Below are 12349 nucleotides of genomic sequence, written 5' to 3'. Positions count from 1 at the left end.
ATCATATTAATTATATTTTTTAACTAAACAAGTATAATTTAAATATTATTAAATTGCTGGTCAAACTCCTAAGTCTAAATTACTTTTAATACTTAATTTTGCTATAAAATACATTTATAAAGGAGAAAAATTTCTGCTTTTTGGTACTCCCTTAATTAGCAAAAGTGGGAAAAGTAGGAAAGGTAGGAAAGGTAGGAAAAGTGGGAAAAGTAGGACAAATCACCTCAACTTTCACGAAGCATCAAATAAGCTGTTAAAATTAATTTATTCAATGGATGTTGGATATATTGTTGTCTTAATCAAAAATATGATGGCATGAAATATAAACTTTATGTAAAGTTAATAAAAGAGATATTTTTTTGGAGATAATCAAGGCAAATTCTCAAAGACTAGTTGAATAAAAAGGAACTAGCTTTGTAGATATATTTCCGCTTATCTAAATGGAAACTCGCATAAAAAGGATTCTTAAAGTTTCGATAAACCTCCGTAAGCATAGTCATAATCTCAGGAATTTAATGATACAGTCCTTTATTATCGACTTTAAATATTAATCAAGACAGCGCTAACAAATCCTTCTTGTTATAGCTATAAACCACAGCTTCAGGCTATCGGATAAATTTGCCTATATTAGGTTAATAGTGTCATATCGATGTGCCTAACTTTTTATAAAAATCCATTGTTGATGAAAAATTGCCAAGTTTGATAGTGTTCTTAAACCAATATTTATTGCGTAGTAGCTTTATAGACGCTGACATCCTTAATAGTTGTAGTCCAGCTTTTTATAATGTGTGATGAAATACCTAAGTGATTCAGTATATAGACGTAAATATATACAAAAATAACAAAAATTGATTGTGTAAAAGGTTATTGTTTATGGGATGCCGATTAAAAGTGTTTCTCACAAAAGAAGAAAAGCTGACTTTAGAAGAGTTGAGAAAAGCCAAAGATGTTCCTCAACGTACTAAAGATCGTGCTCAAGTTTTACTGCTGAATACTCGCGGCTTAAAAAATGAGCAAATTGCAAAAGGCTTGAACTGGGCGATTTCAACAGTGCGTCAAACCCTTCATCGCTGGGAAAAGATGGGTTTAGCAGGTTTATGGGATGCTCCAGGTCGAGGAGGAAAACCTCGATATTCAGAATCAGATTTGGTTTATCTGGAAAATTGTTTAGCTCAAGAATCAGAGACTTATAACTCTAAACAATTAGCAAAAAAACTTGCATCTGAGCGTCAAGTCAACTTGAGTGCAGATCGACTACGACGAGTACTGAAAAAAAGGGGAAAGAGATGTGGAAGCGTACACACACAAACCCAAGAACAGCAAAGAATTAGCTGATTAAATCATCTTAGACTCGAATCATTTGTTTGGTTTGGGCAGCGATCGCTAAATTGTGGCTGATAATCAAGATTATTTTCTTGAGAAGTTCTGATTTGTGCAAAGAAGTATTTCTTACGTTTATTTCTGTTATTATGTCCGGCTAAAGACTTATCATTAAGGCAGCAAAGGGGAAGGGTTTTTGGGTTTCTGCATAGATTCAGGAATCATAACTAATTAGCCAGACTTGATATAGCCGTAGTCACACAGGTTAGGACATAAGGATGGGGTGAAAGAAGAGAGTTAGTAATAGTTTAACCTCCTGCCTTCTGCCTCCTGCCTCCTGCTATATTACCCTCTTCTAAAAAACATTTCTGTTTCTTAGAAGAGGGATTAGCTGTGCATTAGAAAAAATTCTGATAAGAGTTTCCCATAAAACAAAGTCCACTCACACATCACAGTGTCAAGTGGACTTGTTAACTATTTTTAGTGGATCCGAGCAGAGTCGAACTGCTGTCCAAATTGGGTATTGACCCCCCGCTCATTCACAGGTTTAGCCTTTCTGACCCTCAAGGCGGGAATCGTTCATTATCCCGAACGTAGGATGCTCTGATTTAATCTTAGCTAACAAGCCAACCAGAGAACGCTTGCTAGAGCATCCGTTGGGGTTTGGTCTTCAGTCCTTAACGGAGTCAAACTAAAGACGCTCGAACCTGTAAGAGGTGTTTTAGGCTGCTACTAGAGCATCCTTACGAGCAAAGTTAACGATGTTATTCGCATTTACTTTTTGTTTGAGCCTTTGATTTCCGAGAGGAGACTCACTCTCGACCTGAATCACAGAGCAGCGTTCGCCAACCTGTCGAAACCGTGACGGACCCATGCGCTTCATACTTCGATTATAATACGCAATTCTTGAAATGTGTTAGTAGACAAAATTTTTTGCTTTATGTTGAAAGTCCCAAATACTAAAATAGCCAACTGCTAATCTTAAAATAATTAGCAATTAGCTATATATTACAACGCACTACAAATAAATAATTAGCTATACCTTAAGTTAATGCTTCAGCACCACCTACAACCTCTAAGAGTTCTTGGGTAATTGCAGCTTGTCGCGCTTTGTTGTAAGACAGGGTGAGGGTATTAATTAGTTCACCGGCATTCTCACTGGCATTACTCATGGCTGTCATTCGCGCTGCTAGTTCACTAGCCGCCGATTCTTGTAGCGCCCGCAATAGCTGGTTACTCAGATACAGAGGCAATAAAGAATCGAGGATCTGCACTGGATCTTGCTCGAAAATCATGTCAGGAGCCAACGCGCGGGCTTGGTTAGTCACTTTCTCCCGTTCTACTTCAAATTTACCGCCACGGGTTGTCAAGCGGAAGATTTCGTCATCGCCTACTTCTAGACCTTGCGGATCGAGGGGCAGTAAGGTTTGGATCACAGGACGGGAGCTAACCAAAGAAAGGAATCTGGTATAGATTAATTCGATGCGGTCAACTTCTTCCGAAAGGAATAAGGAAAGTAATTGATCGGCAATCTGATTGGCTTCTGCTGCGGTAGGAATTTGCTCTAATCCGCTATAGGTAGCATCAATGGGCTGATTGCGACGTTGAAAGTACTGTGTAGCTTTACGCCCGACTAAGACAAATTGATAGTCTAGACCTTCTGCCTTGATTTCCTTGGCGCGGTTTTCTGCACGACGGATAACGTTATTATTGTAGCCGCCGCATAGACCGCGATCGCCTGAAATAACCAACAACCCAACTGACTTAACTTGGCGTTTTTTCAGTAGTGGTAGGTTTGCTTCTTCAAAGCGCAGACGGCTTTGCAAACCATATAATACTTGTGCCAAGCGATCGGCAAAGGGACGAGTTGCTAGCACTTGTTCTTGCGCCCGACGCACTCTAGCGGCAGCTACCAGACGCATGGCTTCTGTGATTTTTTTGGTATTTTTGACCGACTGAATGCGATCGCGTATTGCTTTTAAATTGGCCATAACTGTAAGTTCTGAGTCTTGAGTTCTGAGTTCTGAGTGGTAGAAAGTGCTGAATGCCAAGCTTCATAGGAATTGGAAATGTGAGAACTTGTAAGCATCATGCTCATATATCTTCACTCTGGACTCCTCTTCTCACTCAGCACTCAGCACTCAGCACGGGCTTAACGCCCCACTACCGCTAACAGCACTCTATTACGCTGTAGCTTTGAAGGTCTTTTTGTATTCGGTAAGTGCTTCCTTCAAGGCAGTTTCTTCTGCATCACCTAGCGCTTTAGATGCTTGTACTCCTTGGGCATACTGGGTTTTTCCAGTCTTTAAGTACTCACGTAGACCTGCTGTAAAGCTGGTTACTTGATTTACAGGTACATCATCTAAATAACCATTGATGCCAGCATACAAAATTGCCACTTGTTCGTATACTGAAAGTGGAGAATTTTGTGGCTGCTTGAGGAGTTCGCGCAACCGTTGACCCCGTGCCAACTGGTCTTGAGTGGCTTTATCTAAGTCAGAAGCAAATTGTGCGAAGGCTTGCAGGTCGTCAAATTGGGCTAGTTCCAATTTAATCTTACCGGCAACTTTTTTCATTGCCTTGGTTTGAGCCGCAGAACCCACGCGGGATACTGAAATACCGGGGTTTACAGCCGGACGGATACCAGCGTTAAACAAGTCAGAAGACAAGAATATCTGACCATCGGTAATAGAAATTACGTTAGTGGGGATGTATGCTGAAACGTCACCAGCTTGGGTTTCGATAATTGGTAGGGCGGTCATACTGCCTTTACCTAATTCGTCACTCAACTTTGCGGCTCTTTCTAACAAGCGGGAGTGAATATAGAATACATCTCCGGGGTACGCTTCGCGTCCGGGTGGACGACGTAGCAGTAAGGACATTTGGCGATAAGCTTGAGCTTGCTTGGAGAGGTCATCATAAATTACCAGGGTAGCTTTGCCTTTGTACATGAAGTACTCAGCAATAGTTGCGCCTGTGTAGGGAGCTAGGTATTGCAGGGTTGCTGGTTCACTGGCACTAGCGGCGACGACGATGGTGTAATCCATTGCGCCTTTTTCTTGCAATGTTTGCACCACGTTGGCGACTGTGGAAGCCTTTTGACCGATCGCAACGTAAACGCAAATTACATCTTCTTCTTTTTGGTTGATGATCGTGTCGATCGCGATCGCAGTTTTACCAGTTTGGCGATCGCCAATAATCAATTCCCGTTGACCGCGACCAATAGGAATCATTGAGTCAATAGCTGTGATACCCGTTTGCATGGGTTCGTGTACAGATCGACGAGCAATGATACCGGGTGCTGGAGATTCAATCAAACGGCTTTCTGGGGACTTGATGTCTCCCTTACCATCGATAGGACGACCCAAGGAATCTACAACTCGTCCAATTAAGGCTTCTCCTACTGGGATCTGGGCAATTCTACCAGTGGCAGTTACAGAACTACCTTCTTGAATTTCCAGCCCTTCACCCATTAGCACCGCGCCCACGTTGTCTTCTTCTAAGTTCTGGGCGATGCCGATTGTGCCATCTTCAAATTCCAAAAGTTCCCCAGACATAGCCTTTTCCAGACCATAAATCCGGGCAATACCATCACCAACTTGGAGAACAGTACCAACGTTAGCAACTTTGACCTCTTGATCGTATTGCTCGATTTGTTGTTGGATAATGCTGCTAATTTCGTCAGGTCTAATTGATATGCTCATGTGTCTATCTTTTTTGCTTTCGAGACGGAAGTAAAAGGGACTGGGGATTAGGGACTGGGGATTAGGGATTGGGGATTAGGGATGGAAAGAATTTATGACTATAATCTTCTTCCTAGTCCCCAGTACCCAGCCCCCAGTCCCCAGTCCCAAACTTCTAGCTATTAGTTAAGCGCAATGAAAGGCGGCGCAACTGACCCCGGATACTAGCGTCAATTACCTGCGAACCTACTTTAATGATCACACCACCAATTAACTCGCTGTCTATCCTGGTTTCTAGTTCTACCTGGCGAGCATTTGAGATGGCGATGACCTTTTGGATGATTGCCTGCTGTTGAGCTTCTGTGAGGGGAACGGCTGAAATTACTTCCGCTAACACGGTTTGATTCAGCTGCCGCAACAGCGCCAGATACTGTTGAAAAATTTCTTCCAAGAATGCAATCCGCCGTTTATCTACCAGTACCAGCAAAAAATTGCGTAAGTAGGTATTAGAGCCTTCACCGAGTATTTGTTTGATGAGAGCTTTTTTGTTCTCAGACTGAATAAACGGGTTGCTGAAGAAGTTGTGTAGCTGTTTGTCTGCTTTGAGCAATCCCAGGAAAGTACGCGCATCTTCCCCGAATTCTTCTGTCAAATTTTTGGATTTAGCTATTGACAAAAGTGCCTGTGCATAAGGCTGGGCTACTTCGATTGCCGCTACCTGACTTGTCATACATTGCCTCCCAGTTGTGCGATGCTGCGGTCAATTAAACTTTGTTGAGCATCGTCGGCAATCCCGCTTTTGAGTTGCGATTCGACTTTTTGCAATGCTAGTGTAGCTACCCGTTGCCGCAGTTGAGCGATCGCTCGATCAGTTTCGGAGTTTAAATCTGCTGCTGCTGTTTGTTTCAAGCGTTCTACGTCTTGCACTGCCTTCGCTAACAAGGCTTCTTTGCTCTTTTGAGCGTTTTCTGTGGCAGATTGGCGGATACGTTCTGCTTCTGCCTGAGATTGCTTCAATTGCTCTTGCGCTTGGGAAAGGGCAGTCTTTGCCTCTTTTAAGCGCGCTTCTGCTTCCTGAATTGCGGTGGCAATATTGGATTGTCGCTCGTTCAGGATATTGCTTAAAACTTTACGTCCGAAGTAGAATAATATGCCAATCAGAATCGCTAGATTAATCAGATTGGTTTCAAAAATGTCTAGGTTTAGACCGAAACCACCTTCTGCTGCGCCTTCTGCCAATTCAGAGTGAACAGCGTTCGCTTCTGCGGCAAATAATAAGAATGTCCCCATGATACCCATTTACAAGTGCGCTGCTCGCTTGCTAATACGTTAGTATTTTCCCAAAGGGAAATTAAGTATCTTTCCCCAAAGGGAAATTAAGTATCTTTCCCAATAAGGGGAAAAAGTGCCTTTTTTTGACACTTAATTAAGCGCTCTGGACTAGGGGCCAGTTCGCGTATGCTTTCACGGAACCATTCTAGTTAGTTTATCTAACTGGAGTTGGCCCCAATAGTTTTTCTAGAATCTGCCTGCTTAAAGCATCAACTTGTTGCTCTAAGGTACGAAAAGCTTCCTGCTTTTGTTGTTCTATTTCAACAGCAGCTTGTTCTCGTTGAGTCTGAGCTTCCTTTTGGGCCTCAGCAATTTTCTCAGCAGTAATTTTCTTAGCTTCTAATTGAGCTGCTTCTACAGTAGCTTGCGATTGTTTGCGAGCGTCTGCGAGTTGCTGCTCGTATTCGGTAGCCAAGCGCTCGGCTTTAGCCAAGCTCTCCCGCGCTTCCAAGGTATTCGTTCGGATATAATTATCGCGATCGTCTAGTACCTTGGTCAGTGGCTTATAAAAAATTGCATTCAACAAAGCTGCTAGTAGCAGGAATTGCAATGCCATGAAGGGCAAGGTAGCATCGAAATCAAACATTTGTCTCCTCTTTGGCTGGAGTAGCAGTTTTCGTGGCTAGCAACATCATCCAACCTTTGATATTTTAGAGACCCATAGCCAATAAGGGTCAACTGAACATTAAAACTATTACGGCACCTAAAATATTTTGATTGTAGAGGCGTGATGGTTCACGTCTCCACACTCACAAAAATATTTCAGGTATTAGCCGAAGGGGTTAGCAAACAGCAATACCAGGGCAATTACTAGACCATAGATAGTCAAGGATTCCATGAATGCCAAGGTTAATAGCAGAGTACCGCGAATTTTTCCTTCTGCTTCAGGTTGACGAGCAATACCTTCTACTGCTTGTCCAGCAGCGTTTCCTTGACCAATACCAGGGCCAATTGCAGCTAAACCAATCGCTAAAGCAGCAGCGAGAACTGAAGCGGCCTGAACTAATGGATCCATGTTGATTTTCCTTGCTTTGATTACAAAACTAACAGACATTACGTTAACAATTAGAAACGTGGTTTTCACGCTGCACGTGAGTTCTTTTCTTTGATCGCGCTTTGCGATGTTTTGAGCGAAAATGCTCTTGGAACCGTGCTATCAACTGAGAAGTTTAATGCTCCTCATGTTCTTCTCCACCATGCCCCTCCATTGCCTCATGAATGTATGCTCCGGCAAGGGTGGCGAAAACCAGGGCTTGAATGGCACTGGTAAATAAACCCAAGGCCATTACAGGCAGAGGTACAAATAGAGGAACTAGCAGCACCAATACCGCTACTACCAATTCATCAGCCAAAATATTACCAAATAGCCGGAAACTTAGGGAGAGAGGCTTGGTGAAATCTTCAAGAATTGCGATCGGCAACAAAACAGGTGTTGGCTCTATATATTTCTTAAAGTAGCCTAAACCCCGTTTGCTAAAACCTGCGTAAAAGTACGCTAAAGAGGTCAGCAGTGCTAATGCAACAGTCGTATTGATGTCATTGGTGGGGGCTGCCAATTCACCTGAAGGTAGCTTGATGAGCTTCCAGGGAATTAGTGCGCCTGACCAGTTCGATACGAAAATAAACAAGAACAATGTGCCAATAAATGGCACCCAAGGGCGGTATTCTTTCTCACCGAGTTGGTTTTTGGCTAAATCGCGAATAAATTCTAGGGCGTATTCCATCAAATTTTGGATGCCCTTGGGAATTCTTTGTGCGTTGCGAGTAGCAGCTATTGAAGCCACTACTAAAATACTAATCACAAACCATGAGGTGAGAAAAACTTGCCCATGAATTTTAAGATTGCCCAACTGCCAGTAGAAATGATGACCTACTTCTAATTCGGCGAGGGGAAAAGAATTAAAGGCGTTTAAGACACTAAGCATTTGCATTCTTCAAGCATTTTCCCCAACGAGCGAGGATGGGATTACTATCTTTGTGAGCCTGACTTTTTAAGAATCAGGAATGAACGCAACTTGCACCATATAGACCAGGAGGGTGGCTTTGTAAGTTAGAAATCCCAAAAAAATGGGCAAAATCTGTAGCTCACGCCATCGAGTTGCCACGATCATGACTCCAAGAAATAGAGCAAAACGAGTTTTGCTCAGACTGGTTTTCTCACTACCAAGCTGCTCAACATCTCTAGCCAACATTTTTAAGTAAACCACACCTGTACACGCCCCAATTAAATAATTTAGGGCAATGTTTAAGGAATAAAAAATCCACACAGAGATAAAAATAACCCCCGTCAAGACAAGCGTGATTACCAACAATCGCTGGAAGAGTTGATAGAACTCTTGCATGGAGTTACCTGATTCTGTGTCTTCAGAACCAGTTTTAGCATCTTGTTGCGTTGTCGGAGTGGGCGCAATTGATTCGTCAGACAAGCTCACGGGACTTGAAACCAGTACAGTTAAATATGATGACTGCACATTCAGTCAGCTGAATCATATCACGATGCGGTAACAATACTTTAGGAAAAAACAATTAACTTCTTGTCAACATCACAGAGTAAGTACCGACAGACTAAAGCCTACAGCACTTTTACCAAGTTCGCCAAGGTGTACTTGGTAAAAAAGTAAGAATTTTATCGGATATAGATAAATATAGGGCAGGCAAGATGCCCGCCCCACATTAGTCTTGGGTTGAATATCCCTCTGAAATTAAATTATTTTGGCAGTCCGCAGACCGAACAGCAAACCTACAGATAAGCCAAAGAATAAACCCAAGAAGACGACATAAGATACAATTGCAAACATTTATTGCTCTCCAGAATACTTCCTAAATCTATTGAATCATTAGTTGTTGGGTATTGGGCATGAGGCATTGGGCATTGCGTATTGGGCATGAAGGGAGAGGAGAAATAGTTACTGCAACATCTTTCTCTGTTTCCCTGCTTCTTATCAATCCCCAATCCCCTATTCCCTATTCCCATTTTCTAGATTGCGATACAATACAGCCCACGGGCGCTTGTTTGGGGTTGGGCAATGACTTCTGTAATTAATGTAAATCTACCAGAGCAGTCTTATGAGATTGCGATCGCACCTTCAAGTTTAGATCAACTAGGTCAACAGATGGCCAGTCTGAAACTGGGCAAGAAGGTATTGCTGGTTTCTAATCCGACGATTTTTAAGCATTTTGGGGAAAGAGCAATTACATCTCTGACATCTGCTGGATTTGAAGTTGCTAGCTGCACTCTACCACCTGGTGAACGCTATAAAACCCCCAATTCTATCCAAAAACTCTACGATGTAGCCTTGGAAAACCGCCTTGAACGTTCTTCTACGATGGTAGCTTTGGGCGGAGGTGTAATTGGCGATATGACTGGCTTTGCGGCTGCAACTTGGCTACGCGGTATTAATGTTGTCCAAGTGCCTACCTCTTTGTTGGCGATGGTAGATTCAGCAATTGGCGGCAAAACTGGCGTGAATCATCCCCACGGTAAAAACTTAATTGGAGCATTCCATCAACCGCGCTTGGTTTTGATTGACCCAGATGTGTTAAAAACTCTACCTATGCGTGAGTTTAGAGCAGGAATGGCAGAAGTTATCAAGTACGGTGTGATTTGGGATGCTGAATTGTTTGCCCAGTTGGAAGCAAGTAAACGCCTCGACCAACTCCGCTATGTCAAACCTGACCTGATAGACATCATATTAATGCGCTCTTGTCAAGCTAAAGCTGATGTTGTCGGCAAAGATGAGAAAGAAGGCGGATTACGCGCAATTCTTAACTATGGTCATACCATCGGTCACGCAGTGGAAAGTTTGACTGGTTATCGTTTAGTAAATCACGGTGAAGCGGTGGCTATTGGTATGGTAGCAGCCGGTCAAATTGCTGTGGTTTTGGGACTGTGGCAAAAGGAAGATACAGAACGTCAAAATGCTTTAATTCAAAAAACTGGTTTACGGACTCAGTTACCAGATGGGATAGATATTGAAGCAATTATTGAGACGTTGCAGTTAGATAAGAAAGTCCAAGCCGGAAAAGTCCGGTTTATTTTACCAACAGAGATTGGTGTAGTAACAATTACCGATGAAGTGCCATCGGATATTATTCGGCAGGTATTGTACGAAATGTGAACAATTTGAAAAGGAATTCAGGAGTCAGAATAAAAGTTAGTTGCTCTGTTCTTCAATTACAAATTAATCAGCCATGATACTCCAAGCCAAAAATCAATTAACTTTGTAAGAGTTCTTGAATCTTCCACCAGGCGAGGGAGATATTACTTACGAACTTGTTGATGGTCAAGCAAGTCCTAAAATACAAGCAAAAAAATTCCACTCGAAACTTACCCGCGCCCTTCTCAATTTAATTGAGCAATGCTGTGAAGGTAAAGGAGAAGTTTGCCCAGAATTAGCTGTCGCATTAACTCGTCGAGGACGAGACTGGATGCCAATACCTGATATTTTATATATTTCTAATGAACGTTTACCCCTTGATTGGGAGCAAGAAGGAATATGTCCTGTTCCTCCTGATTTGGTGATTGAAATTATTTCACCCTTCGGGTTCGAGAGTGACGCTCCTAACGTCGCTAGCGCTGCGCTAACGCAATCGACGGAAACCGCCATCGCTCTTAGCGTCTCTCCTGGGGAGAAGACTGCGACTCTCTCACCAGGGCAAACCTTTGGACAAATGGCAGCTAAAGCCAAAGACTATTTGGATGCTAAAGTGCTGCGGGTATGGGTATTAGATAGTAAAGCCAGAAGTATTACTGTTTTTTATCCAGATGCAGCGCCACAAACTTATATGGGAGAAGAATTACTCACAGATTTTTTATTTGAAGGACTACAATTTACTGTTGAGCAGGTGTTTCAAAAGGCGAAAATACCATTTACTACTGAATAGCACTTTACATTTAGCACAATTTTCTTGCTTTCAACATCCATCGAAATTTCAAGTAGCGGAAGGTTTGTCTAACTTTAACAAATTACTTAAGAACTTATTTGATTAATTCAGATGGTAATAGTTTAGCTGATTAATTCATCCATTTGTAGGAGGTAATTACCAAGTAAATAAGTATACTTTGTTTATAATCAGACCAATACAATATGGTTTGAACCTGCATTTACGCAACAAATGTATTAATCATGTTAAATATAATATTCACCGGATGTATAAAAATAAGACCATTGGTGGTTTCAACAGCTTTTTTACTGGTTGTACAGACTTCTGCCAATGCTCAACAAGCAGTTCCTAGTTTGACTCCAAGACAAGCTCAACATTTATCCCGTGACTTGGTTCCATATAATTCTCAAGAATTTTTTAGACAAGGAAAAGATTCAATTGAGAGAGAAATTCAAATTCTTAATCAAAGGCAACAGCACCCAATTAAACCTATTCTTAAAATTGAGTCAGTATCGCCAAGCAAAAGACCATATACTCAGCAAAAACCCCAATCTCTTATTTAAGTCAGAATCATCACTCTTCTATCACTCCTTCTGGCGCTGTTAATTCTTAAGCTGTAGCACATAAGCTATATCTCCAAGCATCAGAATTACTATGTTTTGTTTCTAGCTAACATAGTTTTTGTATTTTCAATAAATTTTGCAATATAAATTTACAGTTTCAATCGTCTAGCAAACTCATCAATGCTTGTATTTCAAGGTCTTGCTCTTGCGGCTCTGATATTTGAGACTGTAGCTTTAATAATTGACTGTGCAATTCTTCTGCTACATGAAACATATCAGACTCTTGTGCAATTTTTAGCTGATTTTCTTTAATTTTGATTTGTTTAAGCAAGTCATTTTCAATATGAATTGAATTGTAATGTTGAGCAATCATAGCTTTACATTTATTATCAATTTATAAAGTGGAATTAAATTTTCTACCTATGCATTATTCCATACTTTTGTTATTTTCTAAATATATTGATGACTAATCTTGATGGGGAGCATCCCACTTTGGCGGATATACCTTTTCTGGGAGAATGTATGAGAATACACAAGCCGTCCGTCTAAAGCATGAACCCGGAAAAA

Annotated in this window: 14 protein-coding genes and 1 other RNA gene; 4 read left to right on the top strand and 11 right to left on the bottom strand. The window is 41.6% G+C overall.

Translation table 11 applies throughout. From position 1 onward, the window contains the following. The first annotated feature begins 873 nt into the window (after positions 1–873). Positions 874–1335, top strand: a complete 462-nt coding sequence (locus V7K79_RS06225) for a helix-turn-helix domain-containing protein (protein WP_335045701.1) — start codon at positions 874–876, stop codon at positions 1333–1335. Between the two features lie 466 nt (positions 1336–1801). Here V7K79_RS06225 and ssrA read toward each other — a convergent pair. The 10 genes from ssrA to petL all read right to left on the bottom strand — a co-directional run bounded on the left by ssrA (position 1802) and on the right by petL (position 9133). Then, positions 1802–2192: a transfer-messenger RNA gene (gene ssrA / locus V7K79_RS06220) on the bottom strand. A gap of 171 nt (positions 2193–2363) precedes the next feature. Continuing rightward, positions 2364–3311 carry a F0F1 ATP synthase subunit gamma gene (locus tag V7K79_RS06215; RefSeq protein WP_335045699.1) on the bottom strand — a complete coding sequence of 316 codons (948 nt, stop codon included), beginning with the start codon at positions 3309–3311 and terminating at the stop codon, positions 2364–2366. 192 nt (positions 3312–3503) lie between these two features. Then, a complete protein-coding gene (atpA, locus tag V7K79_RS06210; RefSeq protein WP_335045697.1) occupies positions 3504–5024 on the bottom strand; it encodes a F0F1 ATP synthase subunit alpha in 1521 nt (506 codons plus the stop codon). Positions 5025–5178: 154 nt separating this feature from the next. Next, on the bottom strand, positions 5179–5733 hold the full coding sequence (gene atpH / locus V7K79_RS06205; protein ID WP_335045695.1) for an ATP synthase F1 subunit delta: 555 nt from the start codon (positions 5731–5733) through the stop codon (positions 5179–5181). Next, positions 5730–6302, bottom strand: coding sequence for a F0F1 ATP synthase subunit B (locus V7K79_RS06200; protein WP_335045693.1), 573 nt, complete (start codon positions 6300–6302; stop codon positions 5730–5732). The genes atpH and V7K79_RS06200 overlap by 4 nt, the downstream gene beginning before the upstream one ends. 187 nt (positions 6303–6489) lie before the next feature. Beyond that, on the bottom strand, positions 6490–6921 hold the full coding sequence (locus tag V7K79_RS06195; protein WP_104907880.1) for a F0F1 ATP synthase subunit B': 432 nt from the start codon (positions 6919–6921) through the stop codon (positions 6490–6492). A gap of 183 nt (positions 6922–7104) precedes the next feature. Then, positions 7105–7350 carry an ATP synthase F0 subunit C gene (gene atpE, locus V7K79_RS06190; protein WP_012411162.1) on the bottom strand — a complete coding sequence of 82 codons (246 nt, stop codon included), beginning with the start codon at positions 7348–7350 and terminating at the stop codon, positions 7105–7107. 154 nt (positions 7351–7504) lie between these two features. Beyond that, a complete protein-coding gene (atpB, locus tag V7K79_RS06185; protein ID WP_012411161.1) occupies positions 7505–8266 on the bottom strand; it encodes a F0F1 ATP synthase subunit A in 762 nt (253 codons plus the stop codon). Positions 8267–8326: 60 nt separating this feature from the next. After that, entirely contained in the window at positions 8327–8767 is a 441-nt protein-coding gene (locus V7K79_RS06180; RefSeq protein ID WP_335045692.1) for an ATP synthase subunit I, read from the bottom strand. Positions 8768–9037: 270 nt separating this feature from the next. Further along, complete coding sequence (gene petL, locus V7K79_RS06175) at positions 9038–9133, bottom strand: cytochrome b6-f complex subunit PetL (protein ID WP_084227316.1); 96 nt, start codon at positions 9131–9133, stop codon at positions 9038–9040. 228 nt (positions 9134–9361) lie between these two features. Here petL and aroB point away from each other — a divergent pair, with 228 nt between their 5' ends. The 3 genes from aroB (at position 9362) to V7K79_RS06160 (ending at position 11782) form a co-directional block, all read left to right on the top strand. Then, positions 9362–10453, top strand: a complete 1092-nt coding sequence (gene aroB / locus V7K79_RS06170; protein ID WP_335045690.1) for a 3-dehydroquinate synthase — start codon at positions 9362–9364, stop codon at positions 10451–10453. Positions 10454–10568: 115 nt separating this feature from the next. Next, entirely contained in the window at positions 10569–11219 is a 651-nt protein-coding gene (locus V7K79_RS06165) for a Uma2 family endonuclease (RefSeq protein WP_335045688.1), read from the top strand. A gap of 242 nt (positions 11220–11461) precedes the next feature. Further along, the gene (locus V7K79_RS06160; RefSeq protein ID WP_335045686.1) at positions 11462–11782 is read left to right on the top strand and encodes a hypothetical protein; all 321 of its coding nucleotides are present in this window, start codon (positions 11462–11464) and stop codon (positions 11780–11782) included. 157 nt (positions 11783–11939) lie between these two features. On the opposite strand, the gene V7K79_RS06155 is transcribed toward V7K79_RS06160, so the two are convergent. After that, positions 11940–12155: a hypothetical protein gene (locus V7K79_RS06155; RefSeq protein WP_335045684.1), complete on the bottom strand. Its 216-nt coding sequence runs from the start codon at positions 12153–12155 to the stop codon at positions 11940–11942. Between the last annotated feature and the right edge of the window lie 194 nt (positions 12156–12349).

The organism is Nostoc sp. (assembly GCF_036917575.1).
GTDB lineage: Bacteria > Cyanobacteriota > Cyanobacteriia > Cyanobacteriales > Nostocaceae > Nostoc.
Note: the sequence above shows the minus strand (reverse complement) of the source record. Positions and strands in the feature narration are given on the sequence as shown.

Coding starts and splice junctions, on each gene's coding strand:
- V7K79_RS06195 (WP_104907880.1), bottom strand. CDS start 6,921: ATGTTTGATTTCGATGCTACCTTGCCCTTCATGGCATTGCAATTCCTG.
- aroB (WP_335045690.1), top strand. CDS start 9,362: ATGACTTCTGTAATTAATGTAAATCTACCAGAGCAGTCTTATGAGATT.
- V7K79_RS06200 (WP_335045693.1), bottom strand. CDS start 6,302: ATGGGTATCATGGGGACATTCTTATTATTTGCCGCAGAAGCGAACGCT.
- petL (WP_084227316.1), bottom strand. CDS start 9,133: ATGTTTGCAATTGTATCTTATGTCGTCTTCTTGGGTTTATTCTTTGGC.
- V7K79_RS06225 (WP_335045701.1), top strand. CDS start 874: ATGGGATGCCGATTAAAAGTGTTTCTCACAAAAGAAGAAAAGCTGACT.
- atpE (WP_012411162.1), bottom strand. CDS start 7,350: ATGGATCCATTAGTTCAGGCCGCTTCAGTTCTCGCTGCTGCTTTAGCG.
- atpB (WP_012411161.1), bottom strand. CDS start 8,266: ATGCAAATGCTTAGTGTCTTAAACGCCTTTAATTCTTTTCCCCTCGCC.
- atpH (WP_335045695.1), bottom strand. CDS start 5,733: ATGACAAGTCAGGTAGCGGCAATCGAAGTAGCCCAGCCTTATGCACAG.
- V7K79_RS06215 (WP_335045699.1), bottom strand. CDS start 3,311: ATGGCCAATTTAAAAGCAATACGCGATCGCATTCAGTCGGTCAAAAAT.
- V7K79_RS06155 (WP_335045684.1), bottom strand. CDS start 12,155: ATGATTGCTCAACATTACAATTCAATTCATATTGAAAATGACTTGCTT.
- atpA (WP_335045697.1), bottom strand. CDS start 5,024: ATGAGCATATCAATTAGACCTGACGAAATTAGCAGCATTATCCAACAA.
- V7K79_RS06160 (WP_335045686.1), top strand. CDS start 11,462: ATGTTAAATATAATATTCACCGGATGTATAAAAATAAGACCATTGGTG.